Source organism: Stenotrophomonas sp. DDT-1 (assembly GCF_001580555.1).
Classification (GTDB): Bacteria; Pseudomonadota; Gammaproteobacteria; order Xanthomonadales; family Xanthomonadaceae; genus Stenotrophomonas; species Stenotrophomonas sepilia.
In genome coordinates this window covers 1-23,328 of sequence record NZ_LEKR01000053.1, presented here as the reverse complement: position 1 = coordinate 23,328, position 23,328 = coordinate 1, and the positions used below count along the sequence as shown (strand labels likewise).

Sequence of the window (23,328 nt, the reverse complement as noted above, 5' to 3'; positions counted from 1 at the left end):
CCTTTCCTGCGGAAAGGGCTCTGACCCCAGCGCGAGACAACGGTAGCGCCGGGCCATGCCCGGCGCCCCCATCAGGGCACTTACAGCCCGCTCGACGCCTTCACCGCATCTTCGTGCAGCGACTCGTTCAACTCATCCACCACGGTGGTCCATGCCGCATCGGCCTGCAGCGACTCGGACAGGAACTGGCGCTGGGCATCATTCCAGTACGGCGCCTCGACCACTTCGACGTCGGTGGCCAGCTGGTGTTCGCGGATGAAGCGGGCGATGCCCTCGGCGCTGGCGTCCAGGCCCAGCTGCAGGAACAGGTTGGTCATGCGCGGTTCGGTGGTGATCATCGTCGGTTCCGGATGGACAAGGGGATGGCCCATTATCGGTGTAGACGGCCTTGGGGAAAGCCCCGTGGCAGACGTCTACAGCAGGACGACCCTCCTGGCATTCCCCCATGAACGCACACATCGCTCCCGAAGACAGCCGCAGCCTGCGGCTCAAGGCCGCCACCCGCGACAGCCACGGTGCGCTGGACAAGCGCATCATGGCCGGTGACATCTTCGCCGACCGCAGCAACTTCGCCCGTTTCCTGCGCGTGCAGTATCGCTTCCACCGCAGCATCGATGCGCTGTATGCCAACCCTGCGCTGGACGCACTGCTGCCCGATCTCGATGAGCGCCGTCGCTTGGCACAGATCGCACGCGACCTGCAGGACCTGGAGCAGACCCTGCCAGGTGCAGACATCGACGCGCTGCCCTCGGACCTGGCGCTGCCCGCCGCGTTGGGGTGGCTATACGTGGCTGAAGGCTCCAACCTGGGCGGCACCATCCTGTACAAGATGGCCGCCAGGCTCGGCCTGAACCGTGATTTCGGCGCCCGCCACCTGGCCGCGCATCCCGATGGCGCAGCGCGCCACTGGCGCGAGTTCACCGCTGCGCTGGACGCGGTGCCGCTGAGTGCCGAGCAGGACCAGCAGGTGATCGATGCAGCCGACGCTGCGTTCCGCAGCGTGCATCGCCACGTCGAAGTGGAATTCGCCTGATGCGCGGCGCGCGCCCACAGGTGCAGCGCTGATGCGCTGGCTCTGGTTCGCGCTGGGCTGGCTGATGGTCGGCCTCGGGGTGATCGGCGCATTGCTGCCAGTCATGCCGACCACCATCTTCCTGATCCTCGCGGTGGGCTGCTTCGCGCGCAGCTCGCCGAAGTTCGAGCAGCGCCTGCTGGCGCATCCACGCTATGGCCCGTCGCTGCGGCTGTGGCGCGAGCAGGGCGCCGTGTCGGGCAAGGGCAAGGCGTTTGCCAGCGCAGGCATGGCGGCGGGCTTTGCCCTGTTCTGCTGGGGCGCGCATCCGTCGTGGCGCCTGTTGCTTGGCGTGGGCCTGTTCTTTGCCGCCAGCGCCGGTTACGTGCTCAGCCGGCCGGCACCGCGACCGGAGCCCAATCCGGTCGTGGAAGTGGACGACGCCAACGATCCTCGCGCGGCCCGCCGCCGCGCCGCATCCCCCGATACCGCTGGAACCCGAGACGATGCTGCCTGCTGACCGGGCCCGGGCGGTGGCCGCCATCGGGGTCGGATCCCTTTCCGCAGGAAAGGGATCCGACCCTGTCAAGCCTGCCATCCGCGCGTCGCGCGGATCTACAACAGCGGCACCAGCAGCAGCGCCACGATGTTGATGATCTTGATCAGCGGATTGATCGCCGGGCCGGCCGTGTCCTTGTACGGGTCACCGACGGTATCGCCGGTCACCGCGGCCTTGTGCGCCTCGCTGCCCTTGCCACCGAAGTGGCCATCCTCGATGTATTTCTTGGCATTGTCCCAGGCGCCGCCGCCGGTGGTCATCGAGATGGCCACGAACAGGCCGGTGACGATCGTGCCGATCAGCAGGCCGCCCAGTGCGCGCGGCCCCAGCAGCAGGCCGACCACCACCGGCACGGCGACCGGCAACAGCGAGGGCACGATCATTTCGCGGATCGCCGAGCGGGTCAGCATGTCCACCGCCTTGTCGTACTGCGGCTTGCCGGTGCCCTGCATGATGCCGGGAATCTCGCGGAACTGGCGGCGCACTTCTTCCACCACTGCGCCTGCCGCGCGGCCGACCGCTTCCATCGCCATCGCACCGAACAGGTAGGGAATCAGGCCGCCGATCAACAGGCCGATGATCACCGTGTGGTCGCTGAGATCGAAGCGGAATTCCTGGCCGGGATTGGCTGCCTGCAGGTTGTGGGTGTAGTCGGCGAACAGCACCAGTGCCGCCAGCGCCGCCGAGCCGATCGCATAGCCCTTGGTCACGGCCTTGGTGGTGTTGCCCACCGCATCCAGTGGATCGGTGATGTCGCGGATCTCCGAAGGCAGCTCGGCCATTTCGGCGATGCCACCGGCGTTGTCGGTGATCGGGCCGTAGGCATCGAGGGCGACGATCATCCCTGCCATCGACAGCATGGCGGTTGCGGCAATGGCGATGCCGTAAAGGCCGCCCAGTGCGAATGCGCCCCAGATCGCCGCACACACCGCCACCACCGGCAGCGCGGTGGATTTCATCGAGATGCCGAGGCCGGCAATGATGTTGGTGCCGTGGCCGGTGGTCGAGGCCTGCGCCACGTGCTGCACCGGCTTGTACTGGGTGCCGGTGTAGTACTCGGTGATCCACACGATCAGGCCGGTCAGGACCAGGCCGATCAGCGCGCAGCCATACAGCGCCGTCGGTCCATGCACGTTGTCGGACATCAGTCCGGTGGTGATCGGGTAGAAGGCGATGGCGGCCAGCACGCCGGAAACGATCACGCCCTTGTACAGCGCGCCCATGATCGAGCCGCCGGGCTTCACCTTGACGAATAGCGCGCCGATGATCGACGCGATGATCGACACGCCGCCCAGTACCAGCGGATACAGCACGGCATTGGCACCGGCTTCGGCCAGCATCAGGCTGCCCAGCAGCATGGTGGCGATGACGGTCACTGCATAGGTTTCAAAGAGGTCGGCCGCCATGCCGGCGCAGTCGCCGACGTTGTCACCGACGTTGTCGGCGATCACCGCCGGATTGCGCGGATCGTCTTCGGGAATGCCGGCTTCGACCTTGCCGACCAGATCGGCGCCCACGTCGGCGCCCTTGGTGAAGATGCCACCGCCCAACCGCGCGAAGATCGAGATCAGTGAAGAGCCGAAGGCCAGGCCGACCAGCGCGTGCAGCGCCTGTTCCATCGGCAGGCCCATGCGCAGCAGCAGTGCGTAGTAGCCGGCCACGCCCAGCAGGCCCAGCCCGACCACCAGCATGCCGGTGATCGCGCCGCCGCGGAAGGCGACGTCCATCGCCGCACTGATGCCATGGCGTGCGGCCTCGGCGGTGCGCACGTTGGCGCGTACCGACACGTTCATGCCGATGTAGCCGGCCGCGCCGGACAGCACCGCGCCGACCGCAAAGCCGACCGCGGTGTACCAGCTGAGGAACACACCGACCAGTACGAACAGCACCACGCCGGCGATGCCGATGGTCAGGTACTGGCGGTTGAGGTAGGCACGCGCACCTTCCTGGATCGCGGTGGCGATCGCGATCATGCGCGCATTGCCGGTGGGTTGGCGCAGGATCCAGCGCGCCGAGACGATTCCGAACAGGATCGCGAGAATGGCGCAGCCCAGCGCCAGTGACAGCCCGTGACGTTCCAGCATTAGACCCCTCCGCAGAATGGATGTAGGCATCCAGTGGCGATGAACGGCACCACGAGGGGGACGACGGGCTGCAGCCTGGAACCAACCCGTACCGACCTGGGCGGTCGTCCGACGTATGGCGGTGTTCAGCATTCCCTGGTGCCCGCAGTATGCGTGCCGTCACTTGTAGAGTCGAGCCATGCTCGACTGGCTCCTGGGAGCCGCGGCGCATGCCGTCGGGCCCTGGGCATGATTGGCGAGCCAACGGCCTTTGCACCCCGTTAAGGCAGCCTCTGCAAGCCTGCGCACAGCCCCGTAGGAGATCCCCCATGCGCCTGTCCCTGTTGATGCTTGCCGCCCTGGTCCCGGCCGCACCGGCCTTTGCTGCGGAAACGCCGGAACTGCAGCGTGCGGTCGGTGCGCCGCAGGCGGTGGGCGCGGTGCATACGCTGCGGCAGATCCCCGAGGCCTGCGCGCGGCTGGAAGGTGCGTTCACCGGTGATGCCGCCGCGCCATATCGCTTCTCCGCCGTCCGGACCAGCGAGCAATGCCAGCCACGCGCGCGCTTCGTCGATTACACCAAGGCGCAGCCGAGTGCCGACAAGGGCTGGAAGCTCAATGATGTGATCCGCGTGCCCAATGCCGCGTGCCCGGCGCAGCAGGCGGTGGTGCGGGTGTGGCGCCTGCCGTCGAGCCACAAGGTCGAGCTGGACGGGCAGGGCCAATCGCGCATTTATCTGGAAGAGGCGAAGAAGCAGGCCGCCGCCGGCCAGATTCCGCAGGTGACGATGTTCGCCGCGCAGCTGCAGATGGAAGGCAAGGCTTGCAATTGAGGTGGCGCGGGCGCTGCGCCCACGCCGCCATCCACGCGTGGTAGTGCCAGCCGCTGGCCGGCATCCGGCTGATCAATCCGCCAGCATTGCCCCGCGCGCCACCAGCAGCTCGCGCAATGCCCTGCGGTGGCAGTGCGCTTCATCCTCGCAGTAGCAGCCCACGCTGATGTCGCTGTGTTGCGACATCGCGGCCAGAAGGTCCAGCGCGTGGGCGGCATCGGGCGCCTTCATCTCGGCCTTGTAATGGCGGAAGAAGGCGGTCCAATCGGCCGCCGTCGTTGCCTCATGTGCCCGCTTCACCAGCTCCGCGCTGGGTGACAGGGTCGGAAACCAGACGTCGTACCAGTCCTGTCGGGCGAACTCGCTGCGCGGCACGCCGCGCGGCGGCCGCCGCACCGTGCCGATGCGCAGTCCCTCGCCGGGTTGGCGCGGCGTACCGAGTCGAACAACACGCAGTGCCATGATGACCTCCATGAAAAGGGGACGGAGGGGATTAAGTCGTATCCGACCCACTGCTGATGCTGTTGGAGATGACAGAGGGGCGTATGCGACTTAATCCCCTCCGTCCCCTTTTTCAGGTCAGCCTTCGAAGGCCGGCAGTTTCTGCTTCACCGCCACGTTCTTCAGGGTGACGTACTTCGGCAGGCCATCGGTGCCATAGGGAAGCGGTGCTTCGCCCTTGATCAGTGGTGACAGGTAGGCGCGTGCCCTGGCCGTGATGCCGAAGCCATCGCGGCGGATGAAACCAGCCGGCATCTTCTTCTCGTGGTTGGCGATCTTCGACAGCGGCGCGGCTTCGATCTTCCAACGATACGGTGAATCGCTGCTGCGCACGATCACCGGCATCACGCCATTCCGGCCCTTCAGGGCCAGCTGCACCGCGGCCTTGCCCACCGCCTGCGCCTGCTCCCAGTCGGTCCTGCTGGCCAGGTGGCGGGCCGAGCGCTGCAGGTAATCGGGCAGTGCCCAGTGCACCTTCAGGCCCAGCTGATCCTTGACTCGGCCGGCCAGGTGCGCCGCCACGCCGCCGAGCTGCGAATGACCGAACGAGTCCTTGCCACCGCCGGCATCGGCAACGAAGCGGCCATCGGCGGTGGCAATGCCTTCCGACGCCACCACCACGCAGTAGCCGACGCGCTCGACCACGGCTTTCACCTTGGCCAGGAACGTGGCCTCGTCGTAGGCGCGCTCAGGCAGCAGGATGATGTGCGGCGCTTCGTCATCACCGTTGCCGGCCAGGCCGGCGGCGGCGGCCAGCCAGCCAGCGTGGCGACCCATCGCTTCGTAGATGAAGACACGGGTGGAGGTTTCGGCCATCGCCGCCACGTCCAGTGCCGCCTCGCGCACTGAGACCGCGGTGTACTTGGCCGCTGATCCGAAGCCGGGGCAGGTATCGGTAACGGCAAGGTCGTTGTCGATGGTCTTGGGCACGCCGATACAGGTCAGGTCGTAGCCGGAGGCCTTGGCCAGCTGCGAGACCTTCAGTGCGGTGTCGGCCGAGTCGTTGCCGCCGTTGTAGAGGAACCAGCGCACGTCGTGGGCCTGCAGCACCTCCAGCAGGCGGTCATAGCGGGCGCGGTCGGCATCCAGCGATTTCAGCTTGACCCGGCACGAGCCGAAGGCGCCGCCCGGGGTATGGGCGAGGGCGCGGATCGCGGCGGCACTCTCCCTGCTGGTGTCGATCAGCTCCTCGCGCAGCGCGCCGAGGATGCCGTTGCGGGCGGCCAGGACCTTGATGCCCTTGGCCCGGGCCTGCTCGATCACCGCTGCCGCCGTGGCATTGATGACGGCGGTGACACCGCCGGACTGGGCATAAAGGAGAGTACCGTTGCGCATGCTTCTACCTGCTCGGGGGAGGGGACATTGCAGGGACATTACCCGGATGCGGTAAAGTGGCGCTATTGCGGTGCAGCGATACCGGACCGTCCGGGACGCGAACCTTCTTTGTTTTCAACACGTTGGAGTCAGGTCAATGCGATTGGTTCTGTTGGGACCGCCCGGTTCGGGCAAGGGGACACAGGCGACGCGCCTGAAGGAAAAGCTGGGGATCGCCCACATTTCGACCGGTGACATGCTGCGCGCGGAAATCGCCGCCGGCACCGAGCTGGGCAAGCAGGCCAAGACGGTGATGGATGCCGGCAACCTGGTGTCGGACGACATCCTGCTGGGCATGCTGGAGTCGCGCCTGACCCAGGCCGATGTCGCCAAGGGCTTCATCCTTGACGGTTATCCGCGCAACGTGGCCCAGGCCAATGCGATGGACGGCCTGCTGGCCAAGATCGGCCAGCCGCTGGACGCGGTGGTACAGCTGGATGTGCCCACCGAGCTGCTGGTCGACCGCATCGCCGGCCGCGCCAAGGAGCAGGGCCGCGCCGATGACAACCCGGAAGCGGTGCGCCAGCGCCTGCAGGTCTACAACGACCAGACCGCCCCGGTGGTCGATTTCTACGCCGGCCGTGGCACCCTGGCCCGCGTCGATGGCGTCGGTGAGCTGGACGAGATCGAAGCCCGCATCCTGGCAGCGATCAAGGCCTGATCCGGCGGGGCCGGCATGCTTCCGGTCCTTCGGGCGCAAAAAACACAGGCCTGGTCCGCGAGGATCAGGCCTGTGTCGTTTGATAGGCGCCAGCGAAGGGCTTGCTCAGGGCCCCGCAGCATGAGCTCCCTTGGGGATGGCCTCTTGGGGAGTAGGACCGGTTCGGGTACTGCGGCTGGCAGTTCGAATTGTGTCCGGGTTCACAGAACATCGCTATCGGGAATTCCCTGACAGCTGATTGGAGTTTTCTCACATCCCGTGTAGGGGTTGTCTTACCCGATAGCGGACATTGGCCCTATACAGCCGTCATCGGTCACAATCCTCGGTCATGAGCAGCGTACATATCCTTGCAATTGCCGGCACCTTCATGGGCGGCGTGGCCGCCCTGGCGCGGGAACTTGGGCATTCCGTCAGCGGCAGCGACCAGGCCATCTACCCGCCGATGTCGACCCAGCTCGAACAGCTGGGCATCATCCTGGACCAGGGCTACCGTGCCGACAGCGTGCCGGCCGGCACCGACGAGGTGGTGATCGGCAACGCGCTGTCGCGCGGCAATGCCGCCGTGGAAGCCGTGCTCGATGCCGGCCAGCGCTATATCTCCGGCGCGCAGTGGCTGTCCGAACAGGTGCTGCCGGGCCGCGATACGCTGGCCGTGGCCGGTACCCACGGCAAGACCACCACCACCACCATCCTCACCTGGCTGCTGGAAAGTGCAGGCCGCTCGCCGGGCTTCCTGATCGGCGGTGTCGCCGAGGATTTCGGTGTCTCCGCCCGCCTGGGCCAGGGCCGCGAGTTCGTGGTCGAGGCCGATGAGTACGACACGGCCTTCTTCGACAAGCGCAGCAAGTTCGTGCACTACCGGCCGCTGGTGGCCATCCTCAACAACCTTGAGTACGACCACGCCGATATCTTCCCGGACGTGGCCGCGATCCAGCGCCAGTTCCACCATCTGGTGCGTACCGTACCCGCACGTGGCCGGCTGATCGTCAACGGCGAGGATCCGTACCTGGCCGATGTGCTGGCGATGGGCTGCTGGACCCCGGTCGAGCGCTTCGGCTTCGATCCGGCGCTGGAATGGCATGCCGAGCTGCTGGCTGCCGACGGCAGCGCGTTCCGCGTGCACCATCGTGGGCAGGCGCTGGGTGATGTGCAGTGGTCGCTGCTGGGCCGCCACAACGTGCTCAACGGTCTGGCCGCGCTGGCCGCCGCGCACGCGGTAGGCGTGGCGCCGGCCGAGGTGATCCCGGCGCTGGCGCGCTTCCGCAGCGTCAAGCGCCGCATGGAAGTGATCGGCAGCCATGACGGCATCACCGTCTACGACGATTTCGCCCACCATCCGACTGCGATCGCCACCACGCTGGAGGGCCTGCGTTCCAAGGTGGGTGATGCGCGCATCGTGGTCGCGATGGAGCCGCGCAGCAACTCGATGCGGCTGGGCGCACATGCGCAGGCGCTGGCTCCCTCGCTGGCGCTGGCCGATGAAGTGGTGTTCCTGCATCGCCCGGAACTGGCCTGGGATGCTGCGGCGGTGATCGCCGCGGTGCGTGGCCAGGCCCACGCGGTGCCCGATACCGACGCATTGCTGGCGCAGCTGCAGGCCAGCGCGCGCAGTGGTGACCACGTGGTATTCATGTCCAACGGTGGCTTCGACGGTGCCCCGCGACGCTTCCTCGCCGCGCTGCAGGCCCGATGAGCGGCGACGGCTCGCTGCCGCTGTTCCCGCTGCACACCGCGCTGGTACCGGGTGCAGCGGTGGGCCTGCGCGTGTTCGAGCGGCGCTATCTGGACCTGGTCCGCGACAGCGGCCGCAGTGGTGAGGGATTTGGTGTCTGCCTGATCCTCGAGGGCGAGGAGGTCGGCGCACCGGCGACACCGGCCGCCTTTGGCGTGCAGGTACGCATCGAAGACTTCGATGTCGGCGCCGACGGCGTGCTGCAGCTGCGCCTGCGCGGCACCCGTCGCTTCCATGTCGAGCGCACCCGCGTGCGCGACAACGGCCTGGTGGTGGCTGATGTGCGCTGGTGCGAGGAAGACCCCGATGACGAACTGCGGCCGCAGCATGCACTGCTGGCCACGGTGCTGGGGCACATCATCGAGCAGGCCGGCGAGGCCTATGCGCCGGCCAATCCGGCGCTGCTGGACCAGGCCAGCTGGGTCGGCTGGCGGCTGGCCGAACTGCTGCCGCTGAGCGAGCAGCAGCGCCTTCAGCTGCTGCAGATGGACGACCCGCACCAGCGATTGCAGCAGCTGCTGGGCTGGATGCCGTAGCAGCCATCCACGCGTCTCGTGGATCTACCTCCGCCGGGCATGGCCCGGCGCTACCCGTCCGTGTTCCGGTAGCGCCGGGCCATGCCCGGCGGCTCCATCACGGTGTGGTCTTCAGCCGCAGCACCGGCAACCCGGTTTCGCTGTGCACGTCCTCGCGCTGCGGCAGGTCCTGCACGGCGTCCTTCACGGCATTCAATGCCGGGTCGACGCCACGCAGCGGGTGCCACATGCCGATCCACTCGAAATGGCGTTCGTAGCGCAGGGTCTGTGCACTGCCCAGCCACAGCGGCGTGTTGCCCGGCTGCAACTGCGCAGGGGCCGGCCACAGCCGCAGTACGTAGCGCTCATCACGGTGTGTACCCGGGCGTACCATCAACAGCGCTTCCACGCGGGTTTCCAGCGTCGCCGGCAGCACCGGCAGTTCATCGGCGCCGGTGTTCTTGTCCAGCATCAGCAGCGCCTGCTGCCAGCCGGCCTGCTCCTGCCGCTTCCAGCCGCGCGCTTCCAGTTGCGCCTGCAGCGGTGCCAGCGGACCGGCCACCTGTACGTCCAGCGGCCAGCGCTGGTCGTCATCGAACTCGTTGCGGCGCGCCGGCAGTGTCGCCCAGTCGTGCTGCCACCAGGCCTGCGTGTCCATTGCCTGCGGGGCCGGCAAGGTCGGCTCGAAGCGTTCCAGCTTCACCGGGATATTGCGCGGTGCGTACCACATCGCGGCGACGGCGAAGACGCCGTAGAACAGCCATGCCACCGGCTTCACCCAGAACGAGCGGTTGAAGCGGCGGCGGTAGGCGATGCCCAGCACCAGCAGCCAGAACGTGCCGAACAGCATGCCGCCGATCACATCGCTCAGCCAATGCGCGCCCAGGTACAGGCGCGAGAAACCGATCAGGCTGACCACGATGCCCGACACCAGGTACGGCCAGACGCGGGTGCGGCCGGGCATCTCGCGGGCGATCAGCACTGCGAAGAAGCCGAAGGTGATGGTGGCCATCGTCACCGACACCGACGGGAAGCCGAAGCCGCTGCTGGCGTCGACCGGACGCACCACGTCGACGGTAGCGCCGAGCAGCATGGTCAGCGCCAGGCCGAAGGCCAGCGCGGCCAGCCAGTGTGCGGCCGCCATCCAGCGCCGGCGCCAGACCAGGTAGCCCATCGCCGCCGCAGTGGCCGGCAGCAGCACCTGCCAGGCGCCCAGCGACGCCAGCGCGGCCATCGGGTAATCGGCCAGCGGGTTGCGCAGGGCCAGCATGGCCTGGTGTATCAGCAGGTCGATCGCCAGCGGCTCGCCATGCGCGACCACCACGGTCAGCAGCGCGAACCAGCCCCAGCCCAGCACCAGCAGCATCAGCGCCAGCATCGCCAGCGGCACCGACTCGCGCCGCTTCGGGTCCAGCACACCGACGGTGTAGCGGCCCAGCGTCGGATGGCGGTTGGACCAGTCAAGCAGGCGTGCCAGCCAGTTGTCCATGCGCGCGGCCGACCAGCGGTAGCCGTACAGCACGATGGCCCAGACCAGGCCGAGGATCACCGCCAGCAGGCCGACCACCACCACCAGCCGACCGGCTACGGCGGCCACCGCGTCATAGGCCTCGCCAAGAATCCAGCCCGGGGCCAGGAACAGCACCGCCCATGAAATGCTGGCGATGCCACTGGCCTGCACATAGCGGCTGGCTGGCATCTTCATCATGCCCGCGATGGCGGGCACGAACGGCCGGATCGCGCCGACGTAGCGTGCCACCAGGATGCTCTTGAAGGCATTGCGGCGGAACAGGTTTTCGCCGCGGTCGAGCAGCTGCGGGTAACGGCTGAAGGGCCACACGCCACGCAGGCGGTCACCCCAGCGGCGCCCGATCCAGTAACTGATGCCATCACCGGCGAACGCGCCCAGTGCGGCTGCGGCCACCGCGTACGGCCCGGAGATCTGGCCCAGTCCGATGAACACGCCCACCGCGAACAGCAGCGGCAGGGCCGGCACGATGGCACCGAGAATGATCACCGCATCGCAGAAGGCGATGAGGAAGATAACGGCACCCGCCAGCACGGGGTGAGCGGCAATCCACGCGAGCGTGGCGTCGATCCATGAAGAGTCCATTGCCCGATTATAGGGGCGTGAAGGTGACTGGTTCCCAGCCGCTTGGTGACCGTTTGCAACCGGCGCCATCGCCTAGAATGGGCCCATGCCGCATACGCCAGACACGCCACCGCATGCTTTGAAGGCCGACAGCTTCGGTCGCATCCTCCGTGTGGAAGGGCCGGCCGGCCCCTTCGTACGCCGTGACCTGGGCGCCACGCCGCTGTGGTTGCGGCTGCCGGCCTGGTGGCTGGCCCGCCGCGAAGCGCGCGCGCTGCGCCATATCCACGGCATGGCCGATGTGCCGCAGCTGCTGGCGTGGAATGGGCATCATCTCGACCGCAGTTTCATGGCCGGCGACGCCATGTACCAGCGCCCACCGCGTGGCGACCTGGCCTGGTTCCGCGCCGCGCGTCGGCTGCTGCAGCAGCTGCATCGGCGCGGCGTGGCCCACAACGACCTGGCCAAGGAAGCCAACTGGCTGGTGACCGAAGACGGCCGCCCGGCATTGATCGATTTCCAGCTGGCAGTGATCGGCAACCCGCGCTCGCGCTGGATGCGCCTGCTGGCCCGCGAGGACCTGCGCCACCTGCTCAAGCACAAGCGCATGTATTGCCGCGAGTCGCTCACCCCGGTGGAGAAGCGGGTGCTCAAGCGCACCTCGTGGGTGCGCGAACTGTGGTTCGCCACCGGCAAGCCGGTCTACCGCTTCGTCACCCGCCGCATCCTGCATTGGGAAGACAACGAGGGGCAGGGGCCGAAGCCGTGAGCACTGCGCAGGTGGTGACCGGCCCGCCAAGCGCGCGCAGTGTCCTGCGCCCACAGCTGGCCGGCGCCGACTTCGTGCATGCCTGCCAGGCAACGACCCATCGTGATGGGCGTTCGGCCTTGCAGGCCTATCGCGATATGGCCGCGACCATTCCCGGCTGGTTCGATGGGCTGATGGCGCTGCGCAATCGCGGCATGCGCCTGCTCGGCATGAAGCACCTGGGCTCGTTGCGCGCGGTGCAGGATGTTGCGGATCCTCAACCCGGGCATCGACTGGGCATCTTCACCCTGCAGTCGCTCAGTGACGATGCCATCGTGCTGGAAGACGACGACCGCCATCTGCGTGTGCAGCTGGCCCTGCAGTGGCACGGCGACGTGCTGGAAGTGGCAACGGTGGTGCATACGCACAACGCGTTCCGGCGCGTGTACATCGCGTGTACATGCTGCCAGTTGCGCCGGTGCACCGGCTGATCGTGCCGCATCTGCTGAGGAAGCAGGCGCAGGCGTACCGGTAGATCCACGCCATGCGTGGATGCGCCGGGGAGAACCGTATTGTAGAGCCGAGCCGTGCTCGGCTGCATTCAATGAGCCGAGCATGGCTCGGCTCTACAGAGGCTTGTGACCTTACGGCGTCGCCGGCACCACCTGCTGGCCAATGAAGTTGCGCTTGGCGTCGAAGTCATAGGCGATCTGCAACTCTCCCACGTCCGGGCAGGCGTGGCAGTCGCGCAGCGGTGTGCGGTACAGCAGCCGGATGCCGCCGTTATCCAATGGCGAGGCGCCGGCCGACTGCGCCGGTGCGAACGGCGTGGCCTGCGGGTGGTCCTTCAGCAGGGCCTGCACGGCGGGGTCGGCACGCAGGGTGTCGTCCAGCTGCACGGCATCCACATCGATGCGCTTGCCGGTGGCGTCGACCAGGCGGGTGCCCTCGTTGGTGTTGGCGCGGAACGGATACTCGACCGTGGCAATGCCCAGGCCTTCGTTCTCATGCCAGGCCGTCACGTAGGCCAGCTCGCCGCCGGTGGACAACTGTTCGGCGGCAGCAATGGCATCGGCGCTTGCGCCACCAGCGCGCATCGCATCGTGCAGGCACTCACGCGTGGCCGCATTCTCGCCCTGGCGGCAGGCGTTGAGGTCGCCATCCCACACCACTGCCTCGCTCCAGCGCAGCTTGCCGTCCGCGGCGGCTTTTTCTGCGCTGGGCGTGTCACCGGCCGACGGTTCCTTGCCGGGTTCCGGCGAACGGCCCTGGCAGGCGGTCAGCAGGGCAAGCCCCAGGGCAGGCAGCAACAGGCGGGAACGGCGCATGGCGTGAACCTCGTGCGTTGACTGGAGGCCCTAGTATCGTCAAGCCCGGGTGAACTCCACGTCGGCGCGGCATACTAGCGGCTCATTGCATACGCTGGAGTGTGGAACGTGGGCAGTCTGCAGGGCAAAACGCTTTTCATCACGGGTGCCTCGCGTGGCATCGGCCTGGCCATCGCACTGCGCGCTGCGCGTGACGGCGCCAACGTGGCGATTGCGGCCAAGTCGGCGGTGCCGAACCCAAAGCTGCCGGGCACCATCCATACCGCAGCCGAAGCCGTTACCGCGGCCGGCGGCCAGGGGCTGGCGCTGAAGTGCGACATCCGCGAGGAAGAGCAGGTGCAGGCGGCGGTTGCCGCCACGGTCGACGCCTTTGGTGGCATCGACATCCTGGTCAACAATGCCAGCGCGATCTGGCTGCGTGGCACGCTGGATACGCCGATGAAACGCTTCGACCTGATGCAGCAGGTCAATTCGCGCGGCAGTTTCCTGTGCGCGCAGGCCTGCCTGCCGTACCTGCTGCAGGCGCCGAATCCGCACATCCTGACCCTGGCGCCGCCGCCCAGCCTGGAACCGAAGTGGTGGGGCGCGCATACCGGCTACACGCTGGCGAAGATGGGCATGAGCTTCGTCACGCTCGGCCTGGCCGCGGAATTCGGCCCGCAGGGTGTGGCGGTGAACGCGCTGTGGCCGCGCACGGTGATCGCCACCGATGCAATCAACATGATTCCGGGCGTGGATGCAGCGGGCTGCCGTACGCCGCAGATCATGGCCGACGCCGCGCATGCGGTGCTGGTGCGTGAGGCGGCGGGTTTCCACGGCCAGTTCCTGATCGACGATGAAGTGCTGGCACAGGCCGGCGTCAGCGATCTGTCCGGCTATGCCGTGGACCCGTCGCGGTCGTTGTTGCCGGATCTGTTCCTGGACTGAGTGCTACGTTGCGCAAGGGCCGAGGGCTGCGGCCCTCGGCCTGCTGCGCTAGAATGCAGGGCTGTAATCGTTTTCAACAGGGATGTGAACACATGACACGTACGCTTTCCATCGCGGCGCTGGCCGCTTCGCTGTCGCTTGTCCTGGCCGCCTGCGGTGGCAAGGCCCCTGCAACTGCTGGCGACGCCGGCGCCGCAGGCACGCCGGAGGTCAACACGGTGCCGTCGGACGCACAGCAGCAGTTGACGGCGAAGCTCAACGCCTACATCGGCTGCTTCAACGCGCTTGATTCGAAGACGCACGACAGCCTCCAGTCCTACACGCGCTGGATCAAGGACGTCGAGGCCGGCCCGAGCGGGCGCGAGACACAGGTGTACGGTCCGTTCGAGATCAGCGATTACGACATGAAGCAGTGCGATGGCCCCGTGACCGAGGCGATGGCTGCCAAGCCGGCGCTGGCTGAGCTCGATGCCGCTGCTGGGCATTACCAGCAGGCGCTGAAGGCGCTGGTGCCGGTCAGCAAGGAGGCGCACGACTACTATGATCGCCAGGACTACGAAGACGACCAGTTTGCCAAGGGCAAGCAGCTGCACGCGCCCTTGATGGCCGCATTCAAGGACTTCGTGGCTGCCAGCGAAACGTTCAACGCCGAGCTGGAGCGCCAGAATGACGCTGCCCAGCGCGAGCAGCTCAAGGTATTGGAACAGGCCGAGGGGCGAACGCGCGAGTATTACCGTCTGGCGATGATGCTGGAAGCCAAGGCGATCGTGGAGCTGATGAGCGAGGACGACTTTGATCCGGCCCAAGCCCGTGAACGACTCGACGCCTTCAACCGTATTTCCGACGAGGCGCATGCCAAGGTGGCCGATCAGGAGCCGGGCAAGCTGGACTGGAACAGCTTCGAGCGCGAAGCCGAGAACTTCCGTCGGGAAGGCAAGGAGCGGCTGCAGCGGGTCAGCAGCAAGACGCCCTACAGCGATTTCGAACGGCGCATGCTGGATTCGCCCTCGATGGCACCGCGTGGCTCTGCCAGCAAGCTGATGCAGGAATACAACTCGCTCGTTTTCCAGAGCAACCGCCAGTAGGCGGGAAGCTCAACGCGTTATTTTTGTCGCAATTGAGCAGGTTGATCGCGACATGACACGCCCCGCAGCCCCGAATGCCAGCACCTTCCCGAGGTGCTGGAGCGCGCGCTCGCGCCATGCATGACGATGCCTGCAGTTTTCACTGGTGCAAGGAACTGATTTGAACGCATCCACACGCCTGATTCCTGTTCTCCTGCTCTGCGCGCTGGCCGGCTGCAACAACCCGGCCGGGCTGGCTGTCGCCGATCCCGGGCTGGAAAAGGTGAACGCCTATATCGAGTGCTACAACGGCGTCGAACAGCCCATCCACGAGGGTTTCCAGACCTACACCGGTTGGATGAAGGATTCCGAAGCCGGTCCAACCGGCAAGGAAGCGCAGCCGCGCTCACCTGGCAAGGTGTTGTCGCACCGCGTCGAGTACTGCGGCCAGCCGCTGACCGATGCGCTGGCAAAGACCCCTGCCACGCCACTGGATGCACCCGCGCGACAGTACCAGCAGGCATTCCAGGCACTGAACACCCTGATCGAGCGTGCCGATGGGTACTTCACCCGCGAGGACTATCGTCGCGATGGTGGCGAAGGGATGCGCAGCCAGCATGCCCCGCTGATGCAGGCCTATGCTGATTTCTTCAAGGCCAGCGAAGCAATGGATGCGGCGCTGGAAAAGAACGAGAACGATCGCCGCGCCGCCCAGCTGAAGCAGATCGAGGAAAGCGAAGGCCGCTCGCTGGCCTATTACCACCTGCGCCTTGTCGGCGATGGCAAGCAGCTGGCGATGGCGTTCCAGGGCGAGGCACCGGACGTTGCGGTGTTGCGCGGCCAGCTGGCCGACTATCAGGCGCTGGTGACGGAAATCCAGAACGGTGGTGTCGGCAAGGACGACCCGATGTGGGGCCATGTGCAGCGCTCGGCCGACAAGCTGGTGCGTAGCGCCGGTCGCGGTGTCGAGCGTCTGGAGCAGGGCAAGCCGATCACCGCCGATGCGTTGGCCGCCGAGCGCAAGGCGTCGGGCAGCTGGCTCACCACCGACCCTGAAGGCGCACAGTCGACGATTCTGGATGCCTACAACGACCTGGTGACCACCAGCAACCGCATGCGCTGAGGGCGATCCACACAGGGCGTGGATCTGCCCACGGTAGCGCCGGGCCATGCCCGGCGCGCACCCTGCGGGGTTGGTAGTGCCGGCCGCTGGCCGGCATGTGACTCAATGGCTGAATGCATCCGGCAGTTCACCGCCACATCTGCGGCAATGCCGTGCATCCGGCTCGTGGCCTTCCAGCCCGCAGTGCGGGCAGCCGCGGGCATCACGGCGCGCCGCCAGCTCGGCTTCGCGCATGGTGCTGGCCAGTTCGGCGGTGTAGATGCCGGTAGGCACGGCGATGATGCTGTAGCCGATCAGGATCAGCACCGAGGTGACGAAGCGGCCCAGCACGGTCTGCGGCACGATGTCGCCGAAGCCGACCGTGGCCATGGTCACCACCGCCCAGTACATGCTGGCCGGGATGTTGGTGAAGCCGTGTTCGGGGCCCTCGATCACGTACATCAGCGCCCCGGCGATGATGGTGATGGTGATCACCGTGAACAGGAACACCAGCACCTTGCGCCGGCTGCGCCACAGCGACGTCATCAGGACGCCGCTTTCCTCGATGTAGCGGGTCAGCTTGAGGATGCGGAATACCCGCAGGATGCGCAGCGCACGCACCACCAGCAGGCTCTGCGCGCCCGGGATGAACATCGACAGGTAGGCGGGCAGGATCGACAGCAGGTCGATGATGCCCCAGATGCTCACCGCGTAGCGCAGCGGGCGCTTGACCACCGCCAGCCGCAGCAGGTACTCGGCGGTGAAGATGATGGTGAAGCCCCATTCCAGGATGTACAGGCCGGTGGACCACTCGGCATGCAGGTGCTGCACGCTGTCGATCATCACCACCAGGATGCTGGCGACGATCGCCACCACCAGGATCAAGTCGAAGTTGCGCGAGGGCCGCGAGTCATGGCGGTAGATGATGTCGAACCACCGACGGCGCCAGCCGGTCTCGGTGGCGGGGTTCAGCTGGGGGGCGGAAAACGGTCGCATGGGCGCATTGTGCCGCAGGGGTTCCGGCGCGAGAATGGGGATTCCTGAACCCTGCCGACTGCCATGACCGCCGCTACCGATCCGCTGATCTCCCTTTCGCACTATTACCTGCCGGTCTACAAGCCCCGCCAGGTGGTACTGGAACGAGGCCAGGGCGCCCGCGTGTGGGACAGCCAGGGGCGTGAGTTCATCGACCTGGCTGCGGGTATCGCCGTGTGCGGCCTGGGCCACAACGATCCGGACCTGGTGGCCGCGCTGGTCGAGCAGGCCGGCAAGCTCTGGCACACCAGCAATGTGTTCTACAGCGCACCGCCGCTGCACCTGGCCGAGGAGCTGGTGAAGGTCAGCCGCTTCGCCGAGCGCGTGTTCCTGTGCAATTCCGGCGCCGAAGCCAACGAAGTGGCGATCAAGATGGTCCGCAAGTGGGCCTCCAGCCAGGGCCGTCCCGCCGACAAGCGGGTGATCATCACTTTCCGTGGCAGCTTCCACGGCCGCACGATGGGCGCGGTGACCGCTACTGCCCAGCCGAAGTACCAGGAAGGCTACGAGCCGCTGCCCGGTGGCTTCCGCTACATCGATTTCAACGATGAGGTGCAGCTGGAAACCGCGATGGCCGCCGGCGACGTGGCGGCGGTGATGCTGGAGCCGATCCAGGGCGAGGGCGGCGTGATGCCGGCCAAGTCCGGCTTCCTCAAGCGCGTGCGCGAGCTGTGCGACCAGCACAACGCACTGCTGGTGCTGGACGAGATCCAGGCCGGCATGGGCCGCACCGGCACGCTGTTCGCGCACTGGCAGGATGATGTGGTGCCGGACATGGTCACCCTGGCCAAGGCACTCGGTGGCGGCTTCCCGATCGGCGCGATGCTGGCCGGCCCGAAGGTGGCTGAGACCATGCAGTTCGGCGCGCACGGCACCACCTTCGGCGGCAACCCCCTGGCCGCCGCGGTGGCCCGCGTGGCACTGCGCAAGCTGGCCTCGGCGGAGATCGCCGCCAATGTCAGCCGCCAGTCGAAGGCGCTGCGCGATGGCTTCGCCCGCATCAACGACGAGTTTGGTGTGTTCAGCGACGTGCGTGGCCGCGGCCTGATGCTGGGCGCGGTGCTGGGCAAGGACTTCGCCGGCCAGGCCGGGGCGATCCTCGACCATGCCGCCGAGCACGGCCTGCTGACCCTGCAGGCCGGCCCGGACGTGCTGCGCTTCGTGCCGTCGCTGAACATCACCGACGAAGAAGTGGCCGAAGGCCTCAAGCGCCTGCGCGCAGCGATTGCTGCGTTCATTGCCGCGCGCTGAAGCCGGCAGAGGCATCTGTAGAGCCGAGCCTACGCTCGGCTCATCGCGATGTCAGGCAACAGGAGCCGAGCATGGGCTCGGCTCTACAGCGCGTCACGCGATCCTATAGCGCTTCAACACCTTGCCCAATCCACGGCCATCGCGCACGGTTTCCGCGTGCAGGCCGGCGGCGCGTGCGCCGCGCACATTGGCGAACAGGTCATCGACGAACAGCGTGTGCGAAGGCGCCACGCCCAGTACGTCGAGTGTGCGCAGGAATACTGCGGGCTCAGGTTTGCGCAGGCCGAAATCGGCGCTGCAGAACACGCGTCCCTGCAGCGCAGGGAACAGTTCCGGCAGCAGGGTGGGCAGCGCCTGTGCCATCAGCGCGCCGTTGTTGGTCAGTACCGCCAGTGGCAGCTGCAGAACCTGCAGCCGCTGCAGCACCGCGTGCTGCGGATGGCTGGCCGCCTGGCGTGCGGCGATCCAGCTGGGTACATCGACGGTCCTGCCCAGGCACGCCCCCAGCTGCGCCAGATAGGCCGGACCCTGCAGCGTGCCGTTGTCATGCGCCGCTTCCAGTCCGCTGTCGAACAGCGCCGCCTGCACTGCGGCAGGGGTAACATCCAGTGCCTGCGCCAGGTGCAGCACGCGCTGCGCGCGCTGGTACTGCACCAGCACGCCGTCCACATCCAGCAGCAACAGGTCGATCCGCATCGGTCGAGCATGCCATTGCAGTGAGTGCGCGGGAAACCCTGGAGTGGGCATGCGACAGACGGTCGCAGACGCGGCCGCAGGGGCCTGCCTAGAATGGTGCTTGAACCGCAGGAGAGGCAACGATGAAGGCTTGGTGGGTGGCAGTGGGACTGGGCGCGCTGATGCTGGCGCCGTCGGCGATGGCGCGGGTGTGTGCGGTGAGCATCGACAGCACCGACCAGATGAGCTTCAGCAGTCGCGAGATCAAGCTCGCCGCTGATTGCACCGCCGTGGATCTGACCCTGCGCCATACCGGCAAGCTGGCCGCTACCGCGATGGGCCATAACTGGGTGCTGACCCGCACGGCCGACTACCAGCCGGTGGCACTGGCAGGCATGCGCATGACCCTGGCCGACAGCTACCTGCCGAAGGCCGACAAGCGCGTGCTGGCGCACACCAAAGTAATTGGTGGTGGCGAGACCACGCGCGTGCGCTTTTCCACCCAGGGCCTGCAGAAGGGCGGCGACTACACTTTCTTCTGCTCGTTCCCCGGCCACTTCGCGATGATGAAGGGCAAGTTCGTCTTCGGTTGAAAAAAGGGGACGGAGGGGATTAAGTCGTTTATGCACAAACGACTTAATCCCCTCCGTCCCCTTTCTTTGCGATCAGCCCTTGGCGGCCTTGAATGCCACGCGTGCAGCGGCGAGGGTGGCCTCGATCACCGCGTCATCGTGGGCGCTGGACAGGAAGCCGGCCTCGTACGCCGACGGCGCCAGGAACACGCCCTGCTCCAGCATCGCGTGGAAGAAGCGGTTGAACGCTGGGATGTCACAGGCGGTGGCCTGCGCATAGGTCTCCACCTTCTCACTGGTGAAGAACAGCCCGAACATCGCGCCCACGCGGGTGGTGGTCACCGCCACGCCGGCTTCGGCGGCGGCCGCTTCCAGGCCGGCGCACAGGCGTGCGGTGCGTTCGGCCAGGTCGTCGTGGAAACCCGGCTGCTGGATCAGCTCCAGCATCGCCAGGCCAGCGGCCATCGCCACCGGGTTGCCGCTCAGCGTGCCAGCCTGGTAGATCGGGCCGGCCGGGGCGATCTGCTGCATCAGCTCGCGGCGACCGCCGTACGCACCCACCGGCATGCCGCCGCCGATGATCTTGCCGAACGTGGTCAGGTCCGGGGTGATGCCGTAGTGCGCCTGCGCACCGCCGAGGGCGACGCGGAAGCCGGTCATCACTTCGTCGAAGATCAGCAGCGCGCCGTGTTTCGTGCACAGTTCGCGCAGGTGCTGCAGGTAGCCCTCGCGCGGCGGGATGCAGTTGGCGTTGCCGACCACCGGTTCGATGATCAGGCCGGCGATGTCATCGCCCTGCTGCTCGAACAGCGCAGTGGCCGCTTCGAAGTCGTTGTAGGGCAGGGTCAGGGTCAGTTCGCTCAGCCCGGCCGGGACGCCCGGCGAGGTCGGCACGCCCAGGGTCAGCATGCCGCTGCCGGCCTTGACCAGGAACGAGTCGCCGTGGCCGTGGTAGCAGCCTTCGAACTTGACGATGCGGTTGCGGCCGGTGGCGCCACGCGCCAGGCGGATCGCCGACAGGGTGGCCTCGGTGCCGGAGTTGACCATGCGCACCATCTCGCACGACGGCACCAGGCGGGTGATGGTCTCGGCCATGGTCACCTCGGCCGCGCATGGCGCGCCGAATGACAGGCCGTTGTCGATCGCCTTCTTCACCGCCTGGCGTACCGCCGGGTGGTTGTGGCCGACGATCATCGGGCCCCAGGAGCCGACGTAGTCGATGTAGCGGTTGCCGTCGACGTCGTACAGGTAGGCGCCGTCGGCGCGCTCGACGAAGAACGGTTCGCCGCCGACCGACTTGAACGCGCGCACCGGCGAATTGACGCCGCCCGGCAACAGCTGCTGGGCGCGGGAGAACAGGGCGTGGGACTGGTCGTGGTTCATGGGGGAATATCCTGGGCGTTACGCGAACTGGGCGAGGAAGGCGCGCTGGGTCGCGACCGGGTCTTCGGCGGCGAACACGCTGCTGACCACGGCGACCAGATCGGCACCGGCGTCGATGATGGGACCGACATTGTCCGGCGTCAGCCCGCCGATCGCCACCCGCGGCACGCCCAGTGCGGCGCTTTGCCGCAGCAGGTCGGTATGGGCGCGGCTGGTGGTGATCTTGGTGGTGGTCGGGAAAAACGCGCCGAAGGCCACGTAGCTGGCGCCGGCGGCCACGGCCCTCTCGGCATTGGCCAGCTGGTCATAGCAGGAGGCGCCGATGATGGCCTCGGGGCCGAGCAGGGCGCGCGCGCTGGGGATGTCGCCGTCGGTGCCGCCCAGGTGCACGCCCGCCGCGCCCACGGCCTTGGCCAGCGCCGGGTCATCGTTGACGATCAGCGGCACGCCGTGGTCCGCACACAGTGCCTGCAGCGCGGTGGCCTGCTCCCGCCGCAGCGCGTCGCTTGCGGTCTTGTTGCGGTACTGCAGCCAGGTGGCGCCGGCGGCCAGCAAGGGTGCGGTACGGGCCAGCAGGCGTGCGGTATCGGGCTCGTCCGGGGTGATCAGGTAGACGCCGCGGGGCGCCGGGGAAGCAGAAGTCATCGATGGCTACCGGTGAGTGGACCGCGATGGGACAATGGCGGCCCGTGAATCCAGTCCTGATTATCCGATGAGCGACGCCACCCCCACCACTTTGCGCACCTGGATGTGCGTGGTCTGCGGCTTCCTGTACAGCGAAGCGGAAGGCTTGCCGGAGGAAGGCATCGCGCCAGGGACGCGCTGGGAGGACATTCCCGAGACCTGGACCTGCCCGGATTGCGGGGTGACCAAGGCCGATTTCGAGATGGTCGAGGTCGATTGACTGGAGGGCCACCCGGCCCATCCGGTGGGTGTGGACCGTTGGTCCACACACCGACTCCCTCAATGCAGCCGCGGCATCGGCCCGCCGAGGTCGATCAGCTTCTCGCGCAGCCACTGCGCATCGCTGGCTTCCGGGTTGCGCTTCAGGTACTGGCCCAGATCGTGGCGGGCACCGGCCAGGTACTCCAGCTGCAGATAGGCCAGGCCGCGGTCGCGCAGCGCATCGTCCTGCTCCGGGGCCAGCTTCAGCAGGCGGTCGGCACTGCGCGCGGCGCGGTCCCACTCGCCGGCTTCGGCATACACGCCGTGCAGGTTGCGCAGCATGCGCATCAGGATCGCGCGCGCGGGCGCCGGGTCGAGGATCTGCGCCAGCACCTGGTCGTCGGGCATCTGCCCGCCCAGATGTGACTTGGCCCGCTCGCGCAGTTCGTCCACGTCCAGCGGTCGGCCACCGTTGAACGGGTCCATCACCAGCACGCCGTCGTCCACCGGCAGGCGCACCAGGAAGTGGCCGGGGAAGGACACGCCATCGAGCGGAATACCCAGCCGGCGCGCGACTTCCATCTGCACCAGCGCCAGCGAGATCGGATTGCCCAGGCGGCGCTCGAATACCTGGTTGAGGTAGCTGTTGCGCGGGTCGTAGTACTCGTCGTGGTCGCCGCTGTAGCCCAGCTCGTCGAACAGGTGGCGGTTGATCGCCGCCATCTTCAGCGGGCTGTTGTCGATGCTCTCCACTTCCGAGCGGAGGTGCTCGACATGGCTCTGGATCAGCGCGTCGTAGGTGGACGGCTGCAGATCGGGGTACTCATCGCGCGCGATCAGCAGCGCGGTCGGCAACAGTGGCAGCGCCTCGTCTTCGAGGTCGGCCAGGGCATCCCAGTCGGGGAGTGTGATCCGGTCCTGCATGGCCACAGACTGGCGTCATTCGCAGGCGGTTTCAAGCGGTGTCGCGTGAAAAATTCAGGGGTCAGATGCCTTTCGCGAGCGAATGGGATCTG

At 67.2% G+C, this 23,328-nt stretch carries 24 protein-coding genes and 1 pseudogene; 14 read left to right on the top strand and 11 right to left on the bottom strand.

Annotated features, from left to right (window positions below; genetic code table 11):
- Window positions 1–80: 80 nt before the first annotated feature.
- Window positions 81–338 (bottom strand): DUF2789 domain-containing protein, encoded by a 258-nt coding sequence (locus AB839_RS18695; protein WP_005410930.1) that lies wholly within the window; start codon window positions 336–338, stop codon window positions 81–83.
- Between the two features lie 107 nt (window positions 339–445).
- Here AB839_RS18695 and AB839_RS18690 point away from each other — a divergent pair, with 107 nt between their 5' ends.
- Window positions 446–1,033, top strand: a complete 588-nt coding sequence (locus AB839_RS18690; protein WP_061480504.1) for a biliverdin-producing heme oxygenase — start codon at window positions 446–448, stop codon at window positions 1,031–1,033.
- Window positions 1,034–1,064: 31 nt separating this feature from the next.
- Window positions 1,065–1,532, top strand: a complete 468-nt coding sequence (locus AB839_RS18685) for a YbaN family protein (protein ID WP_061480503.1) — start codon at window positions 1,065–1,067, stop codon at window positions 1,530–1,532.
- 95 nt (window positions 1,533–1,627) lie between these two features.
- Here the strand turns inward: AB839_RS18685 and AB839_RS18680 are convergent, their stop codons facing one another.
- Window positions 1,628–3,655, bottom strand: a complete 2,028-nt coding sequence (locus AB839_RS18680) for a sodium-translocating pyrophosphatase (RefSeq protein ID WP_061480502.1) — start codon at window positions 3,653–3,655, stop codon at window positions 1,628–1,630.
- A gap of 308 nt (window positions 3,656–3,963) precedes the next feature.
- Here AB839_RS18680 and AB839_RS18675 point away from each other — a divergent pair, with 308 nt between their 5' ends.
- Window positions 3,964–4,467, top strand: coding sequence for a hypothetical protein (locus AB839_RS18675; RefSeq protein WP_061480501.1), 504 nt, complete (start codon window positions 3,964–3,966; stop codon window positions 4,465–4,467).
- Between the two features lie 72 nt (window positions 4,468–4,539).
- Here AB839_RS18675 and AB839_RS18670 read toward each other — a convergent pair whose 3' ends face one another.
- Window positions 4,540–4,929, bottom strand: a complete 390-nt coding sequence (locus tag AB839_RS18670; protein WP_005419050.1) for a DUF488 family protein — start codon at window positions 4,927–4,929, stop codon at window positions 4,540–4,542.
- Between the two features lie 117 nt (window positions 4,930–5,046).
- Window positions 5,047–6,303, bottom strand: a complete 1,257-nt coding sequence (locus AB839_RS18665; protein ID WP_061480500.1) for a 6-phosphofructokinase — start codon at window positions 6,301–6,303, stop codon at window positions 5,047–5,049.
- 136 nt (window positions 6,304–6,439) lie between these two features.
- Between AB839_RS18665 and AB839_RS18660 the strand changes: the two genes are divergently transcribed.
- The 3 genes from AB839_RS18660 (at window position 6,440) to AB839_RS18650 (ending at window position 9,271) form a co-directional block, all read left to right on the top strand.
- Window positions 6,440–7,003, top strand: a complete 564-nt coding sequence (locus tag AB839_RS18660; RefSeq protein ID WP_005419045.1) for an adenylate kinase — start codon at window positions 6,440–6,442, stop codon at window positions 7,001–7,003.
- A 328-nt stretch (window positions 7,004–7,331) separates the two neighbouring features.
- A complete protein-coding gene (mpl, locus tag AB839_RS18655; RefSeq protein ID WP_061480499.1) occupies window positions 7,332–8,696 on the top strand; it encodes a UDP-N-acetylmuramate:L-alanyl-gamma-D-glutamyl-meso-diaminopimelate ligase in 1,365 nt (454 codons plus the stop codon).
- The gene (locus tag AB839_RS18650) at window positions 8,693–9,271 is read left to right on the top strand and encodes an LON peptidase substrate-binding domain-containing protein (protein WP_005419042.1); all 579 of its coding nucleotides are present in this window, start codon (window positions 8,693–8,695) and stop codon (window positions 9,269–9,271) included. Before mpl ends, AB839_RS18650 begins: the two co-directional genes overlap by 4 nt.
- A gap of 97 nt (window positions 9,272–9,368) precedes the next feature.
- On the opposite strand, the gene AB839_RS18645 is transcribed toward AB839_RS18650, so the two are convergent.
- A complete protein-coding gene (locus tag AB839_RS18645; RefSeq protein WP_061480498.1) occupies window positions 9,369–11,363 on the bottom strand; it encodes a bifunctional DedA family/phosphatase PAP2 family protein in 1,995 nt (664 codons plus the stop codon).
- A gap of 85 nt (window positions 11,364–11,448) precedes the next feature.
- Between AB839_RS18645 and AB839_RS18640 the strand changes: the two genes are divergently transcribed.
- The gene (locus AB839_RS18640; RefSeq protein ID WP_049413709.1) at window positions 11,449–12,111 is read left to right on the top strand and encodes a serine/threonine-protein kinase; all 663 of its coding nucleotides are present in this window, start codon (window positions 11,449–11,451) and stop codon (window positions 12,109–12,111) included.
- Window positions 12,108–12,625 (top strand): annotated as a pseudogene (locus tag AB839_RS18635) (DUF2867 domain-containing protein). Before AB839_RS18640 ends, AB839_RS18635 begins: the two are co-directional and overlap by 4 nt.
- Before the next feature lie 109 nt (window positions 12,626–12,734).
- Here AB839_RS18635 and AB839_RS18630 read toward each other — a convergent pair.
- The gene (locus tag AB839_RS18630; protein ID WP_061480497.1) at window positions 12,735–13,418 is read right to left on the bottom strand and encodes a hypothetical protein; all 684 of its coding nucleotides are present in this window, start codon (window positions 13,416–13,418) and stop codon (window positions 12,735–12,737) included.
- A gap of 108 nt (window positions 13,419–13,526) precedes the next feature.
- On the opposite strand from AB839_RS18630, the gene AB839_RS18625 reads away from it, so the two are divergent.
- From AB839_RS18625 to AB839_RS18615, 3 genes are all read left to right on the top strand, one after another.
- Window positions 13,527–14,345 carry an NAD(P)-dependent oxidoreductase gene (locus tag AB839_RS18625; protein ID WP_049439911.1) on the top strand — a complete coding sequence of 273 codons (819 nt, stop codon included), beginning with the start codon at window positions 13,527–13,529 and terminating at the stop codon, window positions 14,343–14,345.
- A 92-nt stretch (window positions 14,346–14,437) separates the two neighbouring features.
- Window positions 14,438–15,430, top strand: coding sequence for a YiiG family protein (locus AB839_RS18620; protein ID WP_061480496.1), 993 nt, complete (start codon window positions 14,438–14,440; stop codon window positions 15,428–15,430).
- Window positions 15,431–15,590: 160 nt separating this feature from the next.
- Window positions 15,591–16,532, top strand: a complete 942-nt coding sequence (locus tag AB839_RS18615; RefSeq protein WP_061480495.1) for a YiiG family protein — start codon at window positions 15,591–15,593, stop codon at window positions 16,530–16,532.
- Window positions 16,533–16,634: 102 nt separating this feature from the next.
- Here AB839_RS18615 and AB839_RS18610 read toward each other — a convergent pair whose 3' ends face one another.
- Window positions 16,635–17,507: an ion transporter gene (locus AB839_RS18610; protein WP_049439908.1), complete on the bottom strand. Its 873-nt coding sequence runs from the start codon at window positions 17,505–17,507 to the stop codon at window positions 16,635–16,637.
- Between the two features lie 63 nt (window positions 17,508–17,570).
- Between AB839_RS18610 and AB839_RS18605 the strand changes: the two genes are divergently transcribed.
- Window positions 17,571–18,797, top strand: coding sequence for an acetylornithine transaminase (locus AB839_RS18605; protein ID WP_061480494.1), 1,227 nt, complete (start codon window positions 17,571–17,573; stop codon window positions 18,795–18,797).
- Window positions 18,798–18,890: 93 nt separating this feature from the next.
- Here the strand turns inward: AB839_RS18605 and AB839_RS18600 are convergent, their stop codons facing one another.
- Window positions 18,891–19,493 (bottom strand): HAD-IA family hydrolase, encoded by a 603-nt coding sequence (locus AB839_RS18600; protein WP_061480493.1) that lies wholly within the window; start codon window positions 19,491–19,493, stop codon window positions 18,891–18,893.
- A 122-nt stretch (window positions 19,494–19,615) separates the two neighbouring features.
- Here AB839_RS18600 and azu point away from each other — a divergent pair, with 122 nt between their 5' ends.
- A complete protein-coding gene (gene azu, locus AB839_RS18595) occupies window positions 19,616–20,065 on the top strand; it encodes an azurin (protein WP_061480492.1) in 450 nt (149 codons plus the stop codon).
- A 72-nt stretch (window positions 20,066–20,137) separates the two neighbouring features.
- Here azu and hemL read toward each other — a convergent pair whose 3' ends face one another.
- Both hemL and thiE read right to left on the bottom strand, forming a co-directional pair.
- Window positions 20,138–21,427: a glutamate-1-semialdehyde 2,1-aminomutase gene (gene hemL / locus AB839_RS18590; protein WP_061480491.1), complete on the bottom strand. Its 1,290-nt coding sequence runs from the start codon at window positions 21,425–21,427 to the stop codon at window positions 20,138–20,140.
- An 18-nt stretch (window positions 21,428–21,445) separates the two neighbouring features.
- Window positions 21,446–22,072: a thiamine phosphate synthase gene (gene thiE / locus AB839_RS18585; protein WP_061480490.1), complete on the bottom strand. Its 627-nt coding sequence runs from the start codon at window positions 22,070–22,072 to the stop codon at window positions 21,446–21,448.
- Window positions 22,073–22,106: 34 nt separating this feature from the next.
- On the opposite strand from thiE, the gene AB839_RS18580 reads away from it, so the two are divergent.
- Window positions 22,107–22,331 (top strand): rubredoxin, encoded by a 225-nt coding sequence (locus AB839_RS18580; protein WP_014038358.1) that lies wholly within the window; start codon window positions 22,107–22,109, stop codon window positions 22,329–22,331.
- Between the two features lie 59 nt (window positions 22,332–22,390).
- Here the strand turns inward: AB839_RS18580 and AB839_RS18575 are convergent, their stop codons facing one another.
- Complete coding sequence (locus AB839_RS18575) at window positions 22,391–23,236, bottom strand: SirB1 family protein (protein ID WP_005419007.1); 846 nt, start codon at window positions 23,234–23,236, stop codon at window positions 22,391–22,393.
- Between the last annotated feature and the right edge of the window lie 92 nt (window positions 23,237–23,328).